Origin of the sequence: Pseudomonas sp. AO-1, from assembly GCF_019775695.1 — a bacterium.
Classification (GTDB): domain Bacteria; phylum Pseudomonadota; class Gammaproteobacteria; order Pseudomonadales; family Pseudomonadaceae; genus Aquipseudomonas; species Aquipseudomonas parakoreensis.
Window position 1 is genome coordinate 4,840,051 of the sequence record NZ_CP079947.1, and the last position, 19,034, is coordinate 4,859,084.

Sequence of the window (19,034 nt, forward strand, 5' to 3'; positions counted from 1 at the left end):
CCCCTGCTTGCGTGGCGATCATCCCCCGCCAAGCACATTGATAAATCGAGAATACGTTGATATCGACAGGGAAAAACCAAAGCTTTAATCCGCGCGCAAATCCGTCGGCATTTAACGCAGACACGCATTTCACGGACAAAAAAAAGCGACCTTCAGGTCGCCTTTTTCCGGTAGCCGAACGCAGATCAATCCGCCAACCAGCCATACTCCCAATACCGCAAGTTATCGCCACGCAACACGTAGTCACGCAGCACTACCTCACGCAACTCATCACCCATGCGGTAACTGGCATCCGGATCGGCCAGGTGCATGCGGATCGCTTGCAGCCACTCGTCCGTGCTGTTGGTCTTGATCCGGGTACACGGCAGATAACCACGGTAGGCCTCGGTGTCGGTGCAGATCACCGGATAGCCGCAGGCACCGTACTCCAGCAGCCGCAAGTTGCTTTTGCAGTCATTGAAGACGTGGAATTCCAGCGGCGCGAGGGCCAGGTCCAGGTTCAGGCTGGCCAACTTCGCCGGGTAGACCTCCAGATCGATCACGCCGTGGAACTCATGCATGTACGGCAGCAGATCGTCCGGGCACATGCCGAAGAAAACCCAGTCGACTTCGTTGGCCAGTTCGCGCACCACATCGGCGATCACCGCCAGATCACCGTGGTGACTGGTCCCGCCGCCCCAACCGACCCGTGGTTTCTTCGAGGTGCGGCGTTGACTGCGCAAGTGGCTCCACAAGTCCTTGGACAGCATGTTCGGTACGACACGAATGTCGTGGTGCATGTCGGACAGCACGTTAGCCAGGGGCTGGGTCGATACGACCACACGATCACACAGACCGATGGCACGTCGCACCATACGCTCCATGTCCTGCTTGCTCGGCATATTGCGGATGTGCGCATTGCGATGGGGAACGTCGATGACGTAGTCATCGAGCTCGAAGATGCGCCGCGCATTGAAGTATTTTTTCAGAGGCGGGATTTCATCGATGGCGTGTTCCGAATAGCGCCCCTGCAGCACGATCACATCAGGCGACTGGCGCTCGATATCAATGATCGACGGCAAACCATAGCAAATGCGCCCCTCGACTCTGTTGGCCGCCTGCAGCTCGATCATCGGCTGACTCATGCGGTAATGGCCGATGGCCGAGGCGTTGATCGGCACCACCAGCACATTCGGCAACTGCGCTTTGGAAAAGGCACTCCAACCGGTTCGCAGGCCAGGCTCAAGACTGAAGTTGGTGGCACCGACACCCTGCAGAGTCAGGTTAATGTTGTAGGCCGGATCGCGGGCGATGGTTGGCAACCAGCGCTGGTAGAAGGTTTCCCTTTCCTCGGCGAACAGCGCTTCGTCTTCAGTCGTCGCCGCGGCGCTCGGGCGTGCGCCCACGGCGAGCATGGCGTGGGGATTCAATACCACCAGGTAGCCTTCGCGGCCGACCCGCAAACACAGATCCACGACGTTCAACGTCTGCTTCAGATCCTGTTCGTCGAGCCCACCGGCAACCTCGAAGACCGACTTGCGAATCATCAGGCAATCGCCGCCAACCGCGCTCAGGTCATGCACCGCTTGCAGGCGGAACATGTACCCGTCCGACTGCACGGGCTGGCCATAGAACGGCAGCCCGACCGGGCCGTTCAAACCGAGAATCAGCCCGGCGTGCAGCACACCACCGTCCGGGTTGAACAGCTTCGCACCGACTACACCGACTTCCGGGCGTTGCGCATGATTGAGCAGTTCGTCGAGCCAGTCGGCCTGCGTGATAACCGCGAAAGCATTGAGCAGCACCACATACTCGCCACGCGCATGGCTGACCGCAAAGTTGTGCGCGGCCGCCGCATTACCCTTTTGCGGATAGCTCAGCACACGAATTCGCTCGCTGCCCAGTTGCGCCATGCCGTCCAGCCACACCCGCGCCTCGGCGCTTTCGCTGCCGTTGTCGACCAACAGTAATTCGTACTCGGTGTAAGCGGTCTTTTCCAGCAGCGTTTCAACACAGCGCTGCAATGCAGCCGTCTGGTCTTGAGTGACAATCACCACCGACACCAGCGGGCGTCGAGCATGCTGATAATCCACGCGGTTGAGCAGTTCGCTGCCGCCACGGCGGATGTCATGGGCAATCCCCAGGCGTTGCAGATGCGCTTCGAGAATCCGCGGGCTTTGCGCCACGACACCGGGCTCGGTCAGCCACTGGGAGAGGTCGAATTTGGACTCCAGCAACACTTCGGCGATGTGCCCCACGACGTGCAAGCCGTCGTTCTCGACCATCCGCCACAGCGCATCATGCGGCGCCAGTTCGGCAAACGTCGGCGTAAAGCCGCCGAGCGCCAGAAACCGCTCACGCTTGAACGCCAGGGCGCGCCCGACGTAGGGATAACTGCGCATCAGGTCGAGGTTGAAATCCGGTTTGAACGCAGGTTCTGCCGACTCGCCGCTGCGCAGGCTGCCTTCGTCGCTGTACAGACATGTCAGGGTTGGGGTGTGCGCGATCCGGTCGGCCATGACCAGCAACGCCGGCGCCACCAGGCGATCGCCTGGCTGCAACAGATAGAACCAGTCAGCCCCTTCGAGCTGCGGCAGCAGTGTGTTGATCTGCTCCAGCCCATCATCCTGCAACGACATGTGGAACACTCGCCCGTCAAGGCGCGCCTCGGTACACGAAGCGGACAGGACCAGGATCAGCTCTGGCGGATAATCCTGCGCAGCGAGCGCCTCCAACGTGCGCTCCAGACCATCGCGACTGCCCTGCCCGTCAATGATGATCGGTACGATGCGCGGCTGGCAGGGCCAACTGGCGAGCGTTTCCGGCAACCAGTGACGTTGCTGCTCGGTGAGCACCCGACATGCCAGCCACTGTGCGTACAGTTCGCCGAAGCTGAAGCTGTTGACGCCGACTCCCCACTCCTGACGGCTCTGCTTGGTACCCAGCGTTCGACTCAGGGGCAACTCTTGCCAGACCCGGGGCAACTCATCGGCCCGGGACAGCGGAACATAACGCACCCATCCCGGCGCAGGCGCCGATTCACCGCTGCGCGCCTTGAGCATTTGCGAAATCCACTCGCGCTCGACTTGCGCAGCATCCTTCATCGGTTGCTGTGCACTCAGACGCTCCGGGTAGAGGCGTTCGGCACTGAGTACGCTGTTGGACACCGCCAGATTGCCGCGCCGCAGCAGGCAGACATACAGGGCAAAATCCAGCGTCGCGACGAAGCAGGCGCCATCCTCGGTCAATGCCGGCAACAGCTCGACGACGTCGGCACGACGCATCAGCGCATTGCTGAATCCACCGAGCACGTTGACCGGGAATTTTTCAAAGATGCCCAGTACGTCGTCGCCCTTGAGCAAGCCACTGACTGGCGACAACGGCGTGTTTTCGATGCGCGCCGGCAGAATGATGTCGTTTGCGTCCCAGAGCAGCCGTTGCGCCACCACCAGGCTGACTTCTTCACGCTGCATTTCATGGGCCTGCTGCTCGATGCACGCGGAATAGAGCAGATCGTCATCGCACAGAAACTTGATGTACTCGCCCTGCGCCTGCTCGAGACAAGCCTTGAGGTTATCGACCAGCCCCAGCGTCCGCGGATTGCGCACGTAGCGTACGGCCACACCTGTCTGTTCGGTCACAGACGCGGTGATGGCTTCGATCTCGTCGCCGCGACTGTCGTCGCACACAATGATTTCGAGTTGGCCATAAGTCTGGCTCACCGCACTGTTCAAGGTCCGCTCGAAGAAGCGCGGATTGAAGGCGGGAATGACCAGACTAACGAGAGGAAGTGAATTCACGGCGGGCTCACAGGCGGTACGAGCCCGCTCGGTAAAGCGAGCCCATGAAACCGCAAAAAAACATTAACTGAGGGACGAGACAAACGGGCGCCGAGGCGCCCGTCCGACGTCAGATCTTGTTGAACAGACCCAACTGACTGATCTTGCTGAACGCCAGTTGCGAGGCTTGCAGCATGGTCTGTTGCAATGTCAGGCGGGTCATCACCTCGGCCGGATCCGAATCACGGATCGAACCCTGAGTCGTGGTGTTGGCCTGGATCAGGCTCTGGTTGGTCGTGTTCTGATCCTCCAGCGACTGGCCGCGAGCACCGATCGAGGTCACCGCTGCGCCGATTTGGTTGGAGGCGCTGTCGAGGTTACCCAGCGCCGATTCCATGGCCCCCTGGAACTGCTGCTTGACCACCGGATCACCGTCGACCGGCAGGTTCAGCGCCGTGACCATCTGGCCCAGGGTGTCGAGCACGTTCTGGGTCTGGTGGTTGTTGGACTGGATCGAGAACTGATCGCCCGCGCCCGGCGTACCGCCAATGGCGAAGGTCACACCGGCGGCCGTGGCGTTGCCGCCGACCATGGTGCCCGACGACACCGGTTTGCTGTCAGCGGTCACAGGGGCCGCGTACAGGTCGAAATCGGTGGCGCTGGTGAATTTCAGCACTGCCCCGCCGCCCGACGGGAAGGCTGCGCTGTAGGCTGCCTGGTTGGTCACACTGGAGCCGGTGATAACCGCCGTCGACGGGTTGCCCGGGCTGCGCGCGGTAGTAAACGAGTCAGGCGTGGCCGACAGCTGGAAGCTGTGACCGGCGATGACCGCATCCGGGTTGGTGTCGCCGGCTTTGAGGTTGATGTTCAACTTCATGTCGACGCCACGGAAGCTGACGGTCTGGTTGGCACCATTGCTGTTGCTGATCAGGCCGTTCTGGCTGGCCTCGGACGTCACGTCGTTGCCCAGGGCATCGGTGATTTTCAACTGCGTGCTGCTGATGAAATCCACGGTGTATGGCTGGCCCGCCGTGAACTTGGCGTTGTAGGTCGCCGCGGTGCCAACCGTACCGTTGGACAGCACCACACGACCGTCATCCACCGCCGGAGCGGTCATGTTGGTCTGCGTACGGCTGGTGTTGATGGTCTGCTGGAACGCATCCCAACCGGTGGTGTTGGTCGCGACCGACATGCCGTCGCCAATGCCCAGGTTGATCTGGGTCTGGTCACCGTTGTAGGTGTAGGTGCCGTCGACGTTTTGCGAGTACGGCGCGGTATCGGTCTTGGAACCGGAGAACAGATAGTTGCCGTTGGCATCCTTGGAGTTCATCAGGCCCAGCACTTGTTGCTGGATCTGGCTCAGTTCTGCCGCATAGGCCTTGCGGTTGTCGTCGGTGGCGATGCCGTTGTTGGCCGCCAGGCCGATTTCCTTGGCGCGCTGCAAAGCCGTGGTAATGGAGTTCAACGTCGACTCCTGCACGGTCAGCGCACTCTTGGTGGTGTCGATGTTGCCCTGATACTGGTCGAGCATCGCACTTTGCTGACCCAGCTTGAGCAGACGACCGGCGCCGATCGGATCGTCGGCAGCGGTGTTGATGCGCTGCAGGCTGCTCGCTTCGTTGGCGGTCGCGACCGTCTTGCTGTAGTTGCGCTGATATTGAGCAGCTTGCGTCGCGTAATACTGGGCGGTGGAAATGCGCATGAATTACGACTCCTTAAAGACTGTTGATCAGCGTGGCGAAAGTTTCCTGCGCAGCTTTGATGATCTGCGAAGACGCTGTGTAGTACTGCTGATACTTGACCAGGTTGCCGGTCTCTTCATCGAGGTTGACCTGGGACAACGAATCACGCGCGCCCTTGGCCTGATCGAGGATCACCGAGGTGGCGTCATTGTCGGACTTGCTCTGTGCAGCCTTGGTACCGACGTTGGTCACCAGTTTGTTGTAAGCGTCGGTCAGGCTGATGCCTTTGCTGCCGCTGCCGGTGTCCACGGTCTGTTTGGTCTGCAGGCCAACCAGTGCCTGGGCGTTGCGGTTGTCCGAAGAGGCCGCGCCGGTCAGGTTGATGGTGAAGGTTTCGCCGGACTTCGGCGTCGCGCCCACGGTGGTCTGCACGGTGAAAGTCTTCTGCACGTTCGGCGTGACCGTGGTGTCCATCACCGGCGCGCCGGTGGAGTCGACCATGCCGACCTTGAGGTTCAAGGTGTTGGCCTGCCCCGGCACGATGGTGCCCGAACCGATGGTGTTGCCCTTGGCGTCGACCATGTTGTACGACTGGCTGCCACTGGCGACCGCCCCGAACACCAGCTTGACCGGCGTCGAATATTTGAGCGCATTTTGCAACTCGGTCTGCGACGCCGGGTTGTAGATGTCGATCGAGTCGGTCAGCGTCGGCTGGGTGTAGGTACCGGAATTGTTGGCACTGGCCACGCCGGTCAACGGTGCTGCCGCCGCGACTTTCTTCGGATCGGTCAATACGGTCTGAATCGAGCTCGCCGCGTTACGGGTCGGCGTCACCTTGAACGTGTCGCCCGCGCTCAGTGCCCCGCCATTGAGGGCCAGGGTGAAACCGTCGATCACAGGTGGCGGCGTAGTCGTGGTGCTGAACGAGCCCATGTCAGTGCCATCGGAGCGCTTGACCGAATAATTGGTGGCGCTGGTGAAGGTCACCTGGTAATCGCTGGTGGTCAGCTTGCCGGTGTCCTTGATGGTGACATCGAGGTTGCCCGAGCCGGCGCTATTGCCCGCCTGCGCGATGCTGCGCTGGCTGATCAGCGCGGCACTGTTGATGTTGTTGAAAATCGCTGCACCGAAGTCACCGTTCTTGTCGATGCCCTGGGCCTGCTGACTGTTAACTTGGTCGGCCACCACCAGCGCGACACGGCCCAACTCGTTGAGCGACGGATCGAGCACTTCTTTGCGGTAGGTCAGCAGACCACCGATTTCGCCGCCGCTCATGGCCGACGTGATGTCGATGACGCTTGAGCCACGGTCCATCTGAATGGCCATGCGCGTCGGATCATCCTTGCTCGGCACGGTGCTCAGGGTGTTGGTGGTGTTGCCGATCACCAGCGGCTGGCCGGTGCCGATGTACACATCAAAACTGGTGCCACGCTCGACGACCTGCGCACCGGTCAGCTCGGAGAGCTGGCGCACCGCTTCGTTACGGCTGTCGAGCAGATCGTTCGGCTGACCGCCGCTGGTGGAAATCTCGCCGATCTTCTGGTTGAGATTAGCAATCGAGGTGGCCAGTTTGTTCACTTGCGACGTCATGTCCGCAAGGTTGCCGTTGATCGTGGTGTTCTGATCGTTCAGCTGTTTGGCCAGGGCATTGAAACGGCTGGTCAGCGCCTGCGCACCGGTCAGCACCGACTGACGGGAAGTGTCGTCCGTGGCCGAGGTCGCCACGCCCTGCATCGAGGTGAAGAATTTCTGCAGCACACCGGTCAGGCCGGTGTTGGTGTCGGACATCGAGGCATCCAGCGCAGTGGCCTGGGCACCGTACGCAGCCGCTTCGCTATTGAGCGAGGTGGCGGTATGCAGCTGGTTTTCGAGGTAAGAGTTGTAGACCCGGCGCACGTCGGCCAGGGTCGTCCCCGTCCCGATGAAGACGTTGCCGAACTGCTGCGAGGACTTGGTGCTCTGCACGGTTTGCTGGCGTGAATAACCGGCGGTGTCGACGTTGGCAATGTTGTTACCTGTGGTCGCGAGAGAGGAAGAACTCGCGGACAACCCCGACATCCCGATATTGAGCAAACTCATGATTCAAACCTTACCGTGTGTTTATAGAGGCGTCGTTGAAACGCCGGCCGCAGCGTAGTTTTCGAAACTGTTCATCTGCTTGGCAATCTGCGAAATCTTCGTCGCGTAGTTCGGGTCGGTCGCGTAACCGGCCTTTTGCAACTCGCGTACAAACTGTTCTGGGTTATCGGCCGACTTCACGACATCTTGATAGCGATTGTTGGTCTGCAGCAAAGTCACCAGATCGTGGAAACTGTCCTTGTACGAGGCATAGGAACGGAACTGCGCCGTCTCCTTGACCATCTGCCCGTTGCGGAACTCGCTGGTGATTGCCCGGGCCGAATCGCCGGTCCAGTTGCTGCTGGCCTTGATGCCGAACAGGTTGTGGCTGCTGCTGCCATCCTGGGCACGCATGACCGATTTGCCCCAGCCGGTTTCCAGTGCGGCCTGCGCCACCAGATAACGCGGATCGACGCCAATACGCGCGGCGGCTTCTTTGGCCATCGGCAGCATGGTGTTGACGAATTCATCGGCGGAGCTGAAGGCGCGCTTGGCCGGCGCCAGCGGAATCTGCGCCATCGCCCGGCCGTAAATCTGCATCTGCCCGCCGGACGCCTTGGCGTCTTCGGCACGGGTCAGCCAGTCGCCGTTGTACAGCGGACCGGCGCCGGTGGTGGCCGTCGTTGCGGCACGTTGCGGCAAGGCATTGGTGGCTGTCGGCGTGGCGGAAGGCACCAGACCGGCGAGCAAACGATCGGCCAGTTTCGGCGGCAAGGCCAGACGACGCTTGTTGATCATGGCCATGTCATTGCTGTGCGAGGCTTCGGTCGTGGCGACACGCCCGGAACGCGACGCCCACAGCGGACGCTCGCCATTGAGCCGCGATAACGGCCCGTGGGTGGCGGTCGTGCCGGCGGCAATCGGCGTCTGCACCGCAGCCGCTTTCGCCGCCTCTTGCTTGGCGGCGGACGCTGCCGCAGCCTCGCCTGGCGCCAGCGGTTTGTTCCTCGACATCTGCTTCATCAGCACGTCGGCCAGACCGATACCCCCGCCCTCACGGGACAGCGAGACCGCCAGTTGCTGGTCGTACATTTCCTGATATTGCTTGGCCGCCGGGGTGTTCATCGGGTTGTCTTTACCCAACGCCTCGGTGGCCGAACGCATCGACTTGAGCATTTCGCCAAGGAACAGCGATTCGAATTCCTGCGCCACCTTGCGCATGTTCGCATCGCTGTTCTTGTCGCCGACCTTGAGCTGGTTCAGACGATTGAGGTCGGAGTACGAACCCGAATCGCCCGTGCCCACCAGACTGCCTTTGCGCATATCCATGGTCGCCGCCCTCAGATCACGATCAGGTCGGCTTGCAACGCGCCGGCCTGCTTCAGAGCTTCGAGAATGGCCATCAGGTCACCCGGTGCCGCGCCCACCTGGTTCACCGCCCGCACGATTTCGTCGAGGGTGGTGCCCGGGCCGAACTTGAACATCGGCTTGGCTTCCTGCTGGGCGTTGACCCGCGAGCGTGGCACCACGGCCGTCTGCCCATTGGACAACGGGCCCGGCTGGCTGACGATCGGGTCTTCGGTGATGGTCACGGTCAGGCTGCCGTGGGTCACGGCGGCCGGCGAGACTTTCACGTTCTGGCCGATGACGATGGTGCCGGTGCGCGAGTTGATGATGACTTTCGCCACCGCCTGCCCCGGGTCCACTTCAAGGTTTTCCAGAATCGACAGATAGTCGACGCGCTGGCTCGGATCGAGCGGCGCCGTCACACGAATCGAGCCACCGTCGATGGCTTGCGCCACGCCAGGGCCGAGCATGTCGTTGATCTTGTCGACGATGCGCTTGGCGGTGGTGAAGTCGGAACGGTTGAGGTTCAGCGTCAGGCTGTTGCCCTGGTTGAAACCGCTCGGCACCGAACGTTCTACCGACGCACCGCCCGGAATACGACCGGCCGACGGAACGTTGACGGTGATCTTCGAACCGTCACGCCCTTCGGCATCGAAACCGCCGACCACCAGGTTGCCCTGAGCGATGGCGTAGACGTTGCCGTCGATACCTTTGAGCGGGGTCAGCAACAGGGTGCCGCCGCGCAGGCTCTTGGAGTTACCGATCGAAGACACGGTGATGTCGACCTGCTGACCCGGTTTGGCGAACGCCGGCAGATCGGCACTCACCGACACCGCCGCGACGTTTTTCAACTGCACGTTGCCCGATCCCGGCGGCACCTTGATGCCGAACTGCGAGAGCATGTTGTTGAAGGTCTGCAGGGTGAACGGGGTTTGCGTCGTCTGGTCGCCGGTGCCGTTAAGCCCGACCACCAGGCCGTAACCGATCAACTGGTTGGAACGCACGCCGGAAATGCTGGCGATATCTTTCAGCCGCTCGGCGTGGGCACCAAAGGCAGCGGACAACAGGGCCGCCGCCAGCATGAGGCTCTTGAAATTCAAAGTCGCCACCTAGAAAGGGAACAGCGGGCTGAGGAAGAAACGGTCGAACCAGCCTGGCTGACTCGCATCGGCAAACGAACCGGTGCCCGAGTAGGTGATGCGCGCATCGGCGACACGGGTCGACGACACGGTGTTGTCGGTGGCGATGTCATCGGCACGCACCAGACCGGCGATCCGCACCAGCTCGTCGCCGGTGTTGAGGGTCATCCACTTCTCGCCGCGCACGGCGATGATGCCGTTGGGCAGCACGTCGGCCACGGTCACAGTGATCGAGCCGGTCAGGGTGTTGCCCTGCGCGGCCTTGCTGTCGCCCTTGGTTGCACGGTCGCCGCTGTAGCCGACGTCGAGGCTCAGGTCATTGCCACCCAACGGGTTGTTGGTGGTGCCACTGCCGCCGAACAGCGAGGTCAGACCGATGCCGGTCTTGCTGTTCTTGGCCACCTGGGAGTTGGCGTTCTTGCTCGCCTGCGTCTTCTCGTTCAGGGTGATGGTGATGATGTCACCGACCCGGAACGCCTTGCGGTCGCTGTACAGGTTCTGCTCGAAGCCGGCCTGATAGATCGAGCCGTTGTTGGCCGCCGCCGGCAATGGCGTGCGTGGCAACACCGGAGCGTAGTAAGGGTCATTGGGCTTGGGCGTCGGTGCGACGCAGCCCGCGAGCGAGACGACCCCACCCAATGCCAGAACAGATACGAAGCGTTTCATGACCCTACCTCACGGTGTTGCTGGCGGCCTCAGGCCGCCCCATAGACTTGATTACAGATTCTGCGTTACGAACGAGAGCATCTGGTCGGCGGTGGAGATCACCTTGGAGTTCATCTCGTAGGCGCGCTGAGTGGTGATCATGTTGACCATCTCTTCAACGGTGCTGACGTTGGAACCTTCCAGGGTGTTCTGCAGCGTGGTACCGAAACCGTTCAGGCCCGGGGTGCCGATTTGCGGCGCGCCGGAAGCAGCGGTTTCCAGGAACAGGTTGTTACCCACCGCCTGCAGACCGGCCGGGTTGATGAAGTCGGCGGTTTGCAGGTTGCCGATCACTTGAGCGGCCGGGTTGCCTGGCACGGTGATCGAGACGGTGCCGTCGGTGCCGACAGTGAAGCTCTGCGCGTTGTTCGGGATGACGATGGCCGGCTCCAGGGCGAAACCGCTGGCGTTGACGATCTGGCCGTTGGAGTCGAGGTGGAAAGTACCGTCACGGGTGTAGGACGTGGTGCCGTCCGGCTGCAGGATCTGGAAGAAACCGCGACCGTCGATGGCCATGTCCAGCGGCTGCTCGGTGGTTTGCAGGCTGCCGGCGGTGAAGTTTTTCTGGGTACCGACGATGCGCACACCGGTACCCAGTTGCAGACCCGACGGCAGTTCGCTGTCCTGGGTCGACTGGGCGCCTGGCTGACGCTTGATCTGATACAGCAGGTCCTGGAACTCGGCACGGTCACGTTTGAAACCCGTGGTCGAGACGTTGGCCAGGTTGTTGGAAATGGTGGTCAGGTTGGTGTCCTGGGCGGACAGACCGGTTTTGGCAACCCATAGAGCCGGAAGCATTCGATTCTCCTCGTGCGCCTGTTTTACGGCGCGACGTTCTGATAATTAGCTGATCTGCAAGACCCGAGCCATGGCCTGGTCGTCGTCTTTGGCGGTGTTCATCATCTTGACGTGCAACTCGAACTGCTTGGCCAGGGCCAGCACCGAGGTCATTTCTTCCACGGCATTGACGTTGCTCGACTCGAGGAAACCCGACACCAGTTTGACGTTGGCGTCGGCCGGCGCCGGCTGGCCGTCCTTGGTGTAGATCGAGCCGTCGAGGCCTTTGTTGAGGTTCTTGATGTCCGGGTTGACCAGTTTGATCCGGTCGACTTCCGCCATGACGCGCGGGCCTTCGCCCATCGCACGAATACTGATGGTGCCGTCTTCACCGACTTCGACCTGCTGCTCCGGCGGCACGGCGATCGGACCGCCGTTGCCCAATACCGGCATGCCGTTGCCGGCGCGCAATACGCCGAGGGCGTCGATGTTGAGGCTGCCGGTGCGCACGTAGCTTTCGCCGCCGTTGGGGTTCTGCACGGCAATAAAACCGTTGCCGGTCACGGCCACATCGAGGTCGCGGCCGGTCTGCACCAGCGAACCGGCGGTGAAGTCGGTGGCGGGCCGCTCACTCATGGCAAACGCACGCGCCGGAAAGCTGTCACCGAACACCGGCATCGAACGCGCCTGCTCCAGGTCGCGCTGAAAACCATTGGTGGAGATGTTCGCCAGGTTGTTGGCATGGGCCTTTTGCGCCAGCGCGTTCTGACTGGCGCCGGTCATTGCCACATAAAGGTACTTGTCCACACTCTTTCCTCTGCATGCCGGACGTTTGCCGCCCACCGCTGTACTGCTGAGCCATAAGCAATTTGCAGACCAACTTTTTTCTGACGGCTTGCGGCCCGGTAAACAAAGGACTTGCGGGGTTTTGCGGGGAAATTTGAAATGTATCGAAGTCGAAAAACCGGCGGTGTTATGCCGCTTGGCGGCAAAGGATCAAAAGATCGCAGCCTTCGGCAGCTCCTACATTGAAATGCTTCCCCCTGTAGGGGCTGCGGCACGCTGCGATCTTTTGATCTCAAGCTTCAGAGTCTTTACCGACCTCATACTCACGCAACTTATTAGCGATGGTGGTATGCGAAACCCCCAACCGCTTACCCAGTTGCCGACTGCTCGGGTGCTCGGAGTACAGCCGCTCCAGTACGGCTTTCTCGAAGCGCCCGACGATCTCGTCCAACCCGCCCTCCAGCGAGAAATCGCCAAGCGGCTGACGCACGCCGTAGTCCGGCAAGCGAATATGCTCGACCTTGACCGTGCCGCCCTCGCACAGTGAAACCGCCTGGAACAGCACGTTCTCCAGCTGCCGCACGTTGCCCGGCCAGTGGTAGTGACTGAGACGCTCCATCGCCGCCGGCGCCAGTTTCGGCAGCGAGCAACCGATCTGCCGACTGGCCTGATCGAGGAAGTGTTCCACCAGGGGTGTCAAACCGTCGAGGCATTCGCGCAGCGGCGGGATGTGCAGCGACAACACGTTCAAGCGGTGATACAGATCCTGACGAAACTCGCCGCGCGCGCACAGCTCGGACAAGTCGACCTGAGTGGCGCAGATCACCCGCACATCCAGATACACCTCTTCATCGCTGCCGACCCGGCGGAAGCAGCCGTCCTGCAGAAAGCGCAGCAGCTTCACCTGCAAGCGCGGGCTCATTTCGCCGACGCCATCAAGAAACAGCGTACCGCCCGCTGTCAGTTCCAGCAGGCCGAGTTTGCCTTCGGCGCGCGCGCCTTCGAACGCGCCGGGACCGTAGCCGAACAGTTCGGTCTCGGCCATCGACTCCGGCAGCCCCGCGCAGTTGAGCGCCATCAATGGCGACTGCCCGCGTGGACTGGCGAGGTGACAGGCCCGCGCCAACAATTCTTTGCCGGTGCCGGTTTCGCCTTCGATCAACAGCGGCGCATCCAGTGGCGCCATGCGCCGGGCCTCACGCACCACCGCCGCCATCACCTTCGAACTCTGGAAGATACTGTCAAAGCCACGCAGCTCCTGTTTGCGCACGTTATAGATGCGCTCGCCGACGCGGTCGGCGCGGTGCAGGGTCAGCACCGCACCGGCCATGGCTTCGCTGTCGTCGTGCTCCGATTGCAGTGGCGCGATGTCGGCGAGAAAGATGTCGCCCTTGACCTTGACGCGCATGCCGTTGATTCGCGATTTGTTGGCGCGTACCAGTTCCGGCAGGTCGAAATCCTCGGCGTAGCGCGACAGCGGAATCCCCGGCACCTCGTCCACGCGCACCCCGAGCAACTGCGCGGCCGCGCGGTTGGCGGCAACGATCGAGCCGCCCATGTCGATCGACAGCACCGGAAATTCCAGCGCGCCAAGCAACGCATTCAACTCCATGTGCCGACGCTCACTGGGCATCAACCCGACGCGCTTGACCCCAAACACCCCGGCAATCGCTTCGAACTTCGGCCGCAGCGCCTGGAACTGAATGTTGATCAGGTTCGGGCAGTGCAGGTAGATCGCATTGCCATGCTCGCCGCCGACCTCACCGCGCGCAACGTTAATCCCGTACTCGACCAAGAGATTGAGAATGTCACGCAGGATGCCGATGCGGTTCTGGCAGTGGACTTTGATACGCATATGAATGACCCGACAAATTGGGATTGAACACAATTCCTGTGGGAGCGAGCTTGCTCGCGAATGCGTCAGCACACCCAACATTGATATGTCAGAACTGCCGCTTTCGCGAGCAAACTCGCTCCCACAGGGTATTGCGGTGCGCCCGGAACCCATTTTTCTGTCGAGGCGCGCAGATAGTTGTCAAGATTATGTGACAGGCACGGCCCTTTTCAAACCTGCAAATCACCGTAAATGCGAGATACCGGCCAAAGCGTAACGATTTATTTACAAAATACGGCGATTGTTCCTACAACGATCGCGTTCAAACTGCTGCATCCCGCCCCACTCTCGGGTAATCCTGACCCCATCGCTGGACATAACAAGAACGAATTCCCCTAGCAGGAGAGCAGTATGAAACAGACGCAATACGTGGCCCGCGAGCCCGATGCGCAAGGTTTTATCGACTACCCCGCCGAAGAACATGCGGTGTGGAACACGCTGATCACCCGCCAGCTGAAAGTGATCGAGGGTCGCGCGTGCCAGGAATACCTGGACGGTATCGAAAAACTCGGTCTGCCCCACGACCGCATTCCGCAACTGGGCGAGATCAACAAGGTGCTCGGTGAGACCACCGGTTGGCAGGTTGCCCGCGTCCCGGCACTGATCCCCTTCCAGACCTTCTTCGAATTGCTCGCCAGCAAGCAGTTTCCGGTGGCTACATTCATTCGTACCCGCGAAGAACTGGACTACCTGCAAGAGCCGGACATCTTCCACGAGATCTTCGGTCACTGCCCGCTGCTGACCAACCCATGGTTCGCTGAATTCACCCATACCTACGGCAAGCTCGGCCTGCAGGCCACCAAGGAAGAGCGCGTGTACCTGGCGCGCCTGTACTGGATGACCATCGAGTTCGGCCTGGTCGACACCCCGCAAGGCAAACGCATCTATGGCGGCGGCATCCTGTCCTCGCCGAAGGAAACCGTTTATTCGCTGTCGGACGAGCCCGAGCATCAGGCCTTCGACCCGTTGGAAGCCATGCGCACGCCGTATCGCATCGACATCCTGCAGCCACTTTATTTTGTCCTGCCGAACCTCAAGCGCCTGTTCGACCTGGCCCACGAAGACATCATGGGCATGGTCAAGCAAGGCATGCAGTTGGGGTTGCACGCACCGAAGTTTCCGCCAAAACCGAAAGCCGCGTGATCCGCGACTTTTGCTGACAATTGAGTCTGTCAGTCGCCGCCACTTTGGTTTAGCGTGACGGCATTGACGGACCGATAGTTTCTATAAAAAAAACACACTCGATTTCAGGAATCACACCATGTCCACTTTGAACCAAGCCCACTGCGAAGCCTGCCGTGCCGATGCGCCACAAGTCAGCGACGAAGAACTGCCGATCCTGATCAAGCAGATCCCTGACTGGAACATCGAAGTGCGCGACAGCATCATGCAGTTGGAGAAAGTCTTCCTGTTCAAGAACTTCAAGCACGCACTGGCCTTCACCAACGCCGTCGGCGAGATCTCCGAGGCCGAAGGTCACCACCCGGGTCTGCTGACCGAGTGGGGCAAAGTCACCGTGACCTGGTGGAGCCACTCGATCAAGGGCCTGCACCGCAACGACTTCATCATGGCCGCGCGCACTGATGAAGTGGCCAAGACCGCAGAAGGACGCAAGTAATGCACTTTGACGCCATCGGCCGGGTACCCGGCGACCCGATCCTCGGTTTGATGGAGGCCTATGCGCAGGACAGTAACCCGCGCAAGTTCGACCTCGGCGTTGGCGTCTACAAGGATGCCCAGGGCCTGACGCCGATCCCCGAAGCGGTGAAAATCGCCGAAGCGCGACTGGTCGAACGCCAGGACACCAAGACCTACATCGGCGGGCACGGCAACCCATTGTTCGGCAAGGTCATCAATGAGCTGGTGCTTGGCGCCGACTCGAAGCTGATCGCCGAACAGCGCGCCGGCGCCACCCAGACTCCGGGCGGCACCGGTGCCCTGCGTCTGGCAGCCGACTTCATCGCCCAGTGCCTGCCGGGCAAGGGCGTCTGGCTGAGCAACCCGACCTGGCCGATCCACGAAACGATTTTCGCCGCCGCCGGGGTCAAGGTCAGTCACTACCCCTACGTGGGCAGCGACAACCGCCTCGACGTCGACGCGATGCTTGCCGTGCTCAACGAAGTGCCGCAAGGCGATGTGGTGCTGCTGCATGCCTGCTGCCACAACCCGACCGGTTTCGACCTGAGTCACGACGACTGGCAGCGTGTGCTCGACGTCGTGCGCCGGCGTGACCTGCTGCCACTGATCGACTTCGCCTACCAGGGCTTTGGCGACGGGCTGGAGCAGGACGCATGGTCGACCCGGCTGTTCGCTGCCGAAGTGCCCGAGTTGCTGATCACCAGCTCCTGCTCGAAAAACTTCGGCCTGTACCGCGACCGCACCGGGGCGCTGATTGTTTGCGCGAAAACCGCCGACAAACTGATCGACATTCGCAGCCAACTGGCCAACATCGCCCGCAACCTGTGGTCGACGCCACCGGATCACGGCGCGGCCGTGGTCGCGACCATCCTCGCCGACCCGGAGCTGAAAGCGCGCTGGGCCGACGAAGTGGAAGCCATGCGCTTGCGCATCGCCCAGCTGCGCAGCGGTCTGGTCGAAGCACTGGAACCGCACGGTTTGCGTGAGCGCTTTGCGCACATTGGCGTGCAACGCGGCATGTTCTCCTACACCGGCCTGTCGCCGGAGCAGGTCAAACAACTGCGTGAGCAGCACAGCGTGTACATGGTCAGCTCGGGCCGGGCGAACGTCGCCGGCATAGATGCCACGCGTCTGGCACTGCTGGCCGACGCCATCGCTGACGTCTGCAGATAACCCCGCAATCCCCCCCTCTTAGGAGTGAGCCCTGTGGTGAGGGGATTTATCCCCGATGGGCAGCGAAGCGGCCTCAACACTGCAATCGCGAAATGTCTGACATGGCGCGTGCAATTGTTTTACGACCGCTTCGCAGCCGATCGGGGATAAATCCCCTCGCCACAGGTTTATTCACACCCACACTTGGAATACGCCCTCCCCTGCGGCCATCTGTCGCATTATTTTGAATTAAAAGTCTGATTGTCATTTTTCCTGCTGTATCCTGCGCAGGCTTTCAAGAAGCGCGGATCTACCAGATCTATCAACAGACTTAGCGAGGAGCGCAACCATGCACGAGATTCCTAATCTCCCCTTCCCAAGCCTGCACGTACCTGAGCAGACGACCACGCAACAAGCCGGTGCCCAACAGCCCGAGCCGAAAGAAGCCGTTGACAGCCGCCAGGCCGACCACGAAGAGTAAAACCCCGCCGTACAGACCGTGTGGAAAGCGCTAAGATGCGCTTTCCACACTGCCTGAAACCGAGCCCGCCATGACCGACGAATTCTCCGAAAGCCAAGCCGCCGTCCTGATCGGCGCCACCGAGAAAATGATCGAGATCTGGCAGCGCCTCTCTCCGGAAAAACAGGCTGCTTTGCTCGCCCGTTTCGGCAGCGAAGAAAACGCCCTCGCCGCCCTCGTCACCACGCAACTGGTCGCCCCGGCCAAACCCTGACGTCCCCGTCCGGCAAATAGTTTTACTTTTCCCCGCCCCTGACACGTCCGCGCCGGTATCATAAGCAGCCTATCTAATCCTGCTTTGCCGTGGATCGTTCCCAATGTCGTCCTCTATGCCACAACCCCAGCGCCCCCTGGCAGTCACGCTGCAAGTCGTGTCCATCGTCCTCTTCACCTTTATCGGCTACCTGAACATCGGCATTCCGCTCGCGGTGTTGCCGGGTTACGTCCACAGCGACCTGGGTTTTGGCGCGGTGATCGCCGGGCTGGTGATCAGCGTGCAATACCTTGCCACCCTGCTCAGCCGTCCGTACGCCGGCAAGATCATCGACAATCAGGGCAGCAAGCGCGCGGTGATGATTGGTCTGGCCGGTTGCGGTTTGAGTGGGGTGTTCATGCTGATTTCGGCCTGGACTCCCAACTTGCCGATGCTCAGCCTGATCAGCCTGTTGATCGGCCGTCTGGTGCTGGGCAGCGCGGAAAGCCTGGTCGGCTCCGGTTCAATCGGCTGGGGCATCGGCCGCGTTGGCGCGGCGAATACCGCGAAAGTGATTTCGTGGAACGGCATCGCCAGTTACGGCGCGCTGGCGGTGGGTGCGCCGTTCGGGGTGTGGCTGGTCGGCCAGTTGGGGCTGTGGAGCATGGGCGTCAGCATCATTCTGCTGGCAGCGCTGGGCTTGCTGCTGGCGTGGCCGAAAACCGCCGCGCCGATTGTCGCCGGCGAGCGTCTGCCGTTCATGCATGTGCTCGGTCGCGTGTTCCCGCACGGCTGCGGACTGGCACTGGGCTCGATTGGTTTCGGCACCATCGCCACCTTCATCACCCTGTATTACGCCACTCAGCACTGGGATAACGCGGTGTTGTGCCTGAGCCTGTTCGGCGCCAGCTTCATTGGCGCGCGGCTGCTGTTCGGCAACCTGATCAACCGCCTCGGCGGCTTTCGCGTGGCGATTGCCTGTCTGTCGGTGGAAACCCTGGGCCTGTTGCTGCTGTGGCTGGCGCCCGACGCACATTGGGCGCTGGCCGGGGCGGCGCTGAGCGGTTTCGGCTTCTCGCTGGTGTTCCCGGCGCTGGGCGTGGAAGCGGTGAACCTGGTGCCGGCCTCCAGCCGAGGCGCGGCCGTTGGCGCTTATTCGCTGTTCATCGACTTGTCTTTGGGGATTACCGGGCCGTTGGCCGGGGCCATTGCGTCGGGTTTCGGTTTTTCCTCGATCTTCCTGTTCGCCGCCCTCGCTGCGCTGAGCGGCCTGATCCTGAGTGTGTATCTGTATCGCAGTGCGCCAAAACACCACTTTCACTGATCGCCCAATATTGGCCATTCAGTCGATTCCGAATGGCCAATAGACAGCTTCCGTTTTTATA

Annotated in this window: 15 protein-coding genes; 6 read left to right on the forward strand and 9 right to left on the reverse strand. The window is 61.2% G+C overall.

The features are described 5' to 3' along the window. Positions 1-185 precede the first annotated feature (185 nt). The 9 genes from KVQ82_RS21980 to KVQ82_RS22020 all read right to left on the reverse strand — a co-directional run bounded on the left by KVQ82_RS21980 (position 186) and on the right by KVQ82_RS22020 (position 14,107). Positions 186-3,779, reverse strand: a complete 3,594-nt coding sequence (locus KVQ82_RS21980) for a glycosyltransferase (RefSeq protein ID WP_222015873.1) — start codon at positions 3,777-3,779, stop codon at positions 186-188. 109 nt (positions 3,780-3,888) lie between these two features. After that, positions 3,889-5,460, reverse strand: coding sequence for a flagellar hook-associated protein 3 (locus tag KVQ82_RS21985; protein ID WP_041073043.1), 1,572 nt, complete (start codon positions 5,458-5,460; stop codon positions 3,889-3,891). Between the two features lie 13 nt (positions 5,461-5,473). Next, a complete protein-coding gene (gene flgK / locus KVQ82_RS21990; protein WP_041073045.1) occupies positions 5,474-7,519 on the reverse strand; it encodes a flagellar hook-associated protein FlgK in 2,046 nt (681 codons plus the stop codon). A 21-nt stretch (positions 7,520-7,540) separates the two neighbouring features. Next, on the reverse strand, positions 7,541-8,827 hold the full coding sequence (gene flgJ / locus KVQ82_RS21995) for a flagellar assembly peptidoglycan hydrolase FlgJ (protein ID WP_222015874.1): 1,287 nt from the start codon (positions 8,825-8,827) through the stop codon (positions 7,541-7,543). 11 nt (positions 8,828-8,838) lie between these two features. Further along, on the reverse strand, positions 8,839-9,927 hold the full coding sequence (locus KVQ82_RS22000; protein ID WP_161794916.1) for a flagellar basal body P-ring protein FlgI: 1,089 nt from the start codon (positions 9,925-9,927) through the stop codon (positions 8,839-8,841). Positions 9,928-9,954: 27 nt separating this feature from the next. Beyond that, complete coding sequence (gene flgH / locus KVQ82_RS22005) at positions 9,955-10,650, reverse strand: flagellar basal body L-ring protein FlgH (protein ID WP_007965503.1); 696 nt, start codon at positions 10,648-10,650, stop codon at positions 9,955-9,957. 51 nt (positions 10,651-10,701) lie between these two features. Further along, the gene (gene flgG, locus KVQ82_RS22010; protein ID WP_003222804.1) at positions 10,702-11,487 is read right to left on the reverse strand and encodes a flagellar basal-body rod protein FlgG; all 786 of its coding nucleotides are present in this window, start codon (positions 11,485-11,487) and stop codon (positions 10,702-10,704) included. Positions 11,488-11,532: 45 nt separating this feature from the next. Next, positions 11,533-12,273: a flagellar basal body rod protein FlgF gene (locus KVQ82_RS22015; protein ID WP_007965507.1), complete on the reverse strand. Its 741-nt coding sequence runs from the start codon at positions 12,271-12,273 to the stop codon at positions 11,533-11,535. A gap of 271 nt (positions 12,274-12,544) precedes the next feature. Further along, positions 12,545-14,107: a sigma-54-dependent transcriptional regulator gene (locus KVQ82_RS22020; RefSeq protein WP_222015876.1), complete on the reverse strand. Its 1,563-nt coding sequence runs from the start codon at positions 14,105-14,107 to the stop codon at positions 12,545-12,547. 390 nt (positions 14,108-14,497) lie between these two features. Here KVQ82_RS22020 and phhA point away from each other — a divergent pair, with 390 nt between their 5' ends. From phhA to KVQ82_RS22045, 6 genes are all read left to right on the forward strand, one after another. Next, the gene (phhA, locus tag KVQ82_RS22025) at positions 14,498-15,289 is read left to right on the forward strand and encodes a phenylalanine 4-monooxygenase (RefSeq protein ID WP_041073052.1); all 792 of its coding nucleotides are present in this window, start codon (positions 14,498-14,500) and stop codon (positions 15,287-15,289) included. Positions 15,290-15,407: 118 nt separating this feature from the next. Next, positions 15,408-15,764, forward strand: coding sequence for a 4a-hydroxytetrahydrobiopterin dehydratase (locus tag KVQ82_RS22030; protein WP_003222798.1), 357 nt, complete (start codon positions 15,408-15,410; stop codon positions 15,762-15,764). Continuing rightward, entirely contained in the window at positions 15,764-16,957 is a 1,194-nt protein-coding gene (locus KVQ82_RS22035; protein WP_222015879.1) for an amino acid aminotransferase, read from the forward strand. Before KVQ82_RS22030 ends, KVQ82_RS22035 begins: the two co-directional genes overlap by 1 nt. A 328-nt stretch (positions 16,958-17,285) precedes the next feature. After that, positions 17,286-17,417, forward strand: coding sequence for a hypothetical protein (locus tag KVQ82_RS31670; RefSeq protein ID WP_260687720.1), 132 nt, complete (start codon positions 17,286-17,288; stop codon positions 17,415-17,417). Between the two features lie 70 nt (positions 17,418-17,487). Further along, complete coding sequence (locus KVQ82_RS22040; protein ID WP_007965516.1) at positions 17,488-17,670, forward strand: hypothetical protein; 183 nt, start codon at positions 17,488-17,490, stop codon at positions 17,668-17,670. A 115-nt stretch (positions 17,671-17,785) separates the two neighbouring features. Next, a complete protein-coding gene (locus tag KVQ82_RS22045) occupies positions 17,786-18,973 on the forward strand; it encodes an MFS transporter (protein ID WP_222019434.1) in 1,188 nt (395 codons plus the stop codon). The last annotated feature ends 61 nt before the right edge of the window (positions 18,974-19,034 follow it).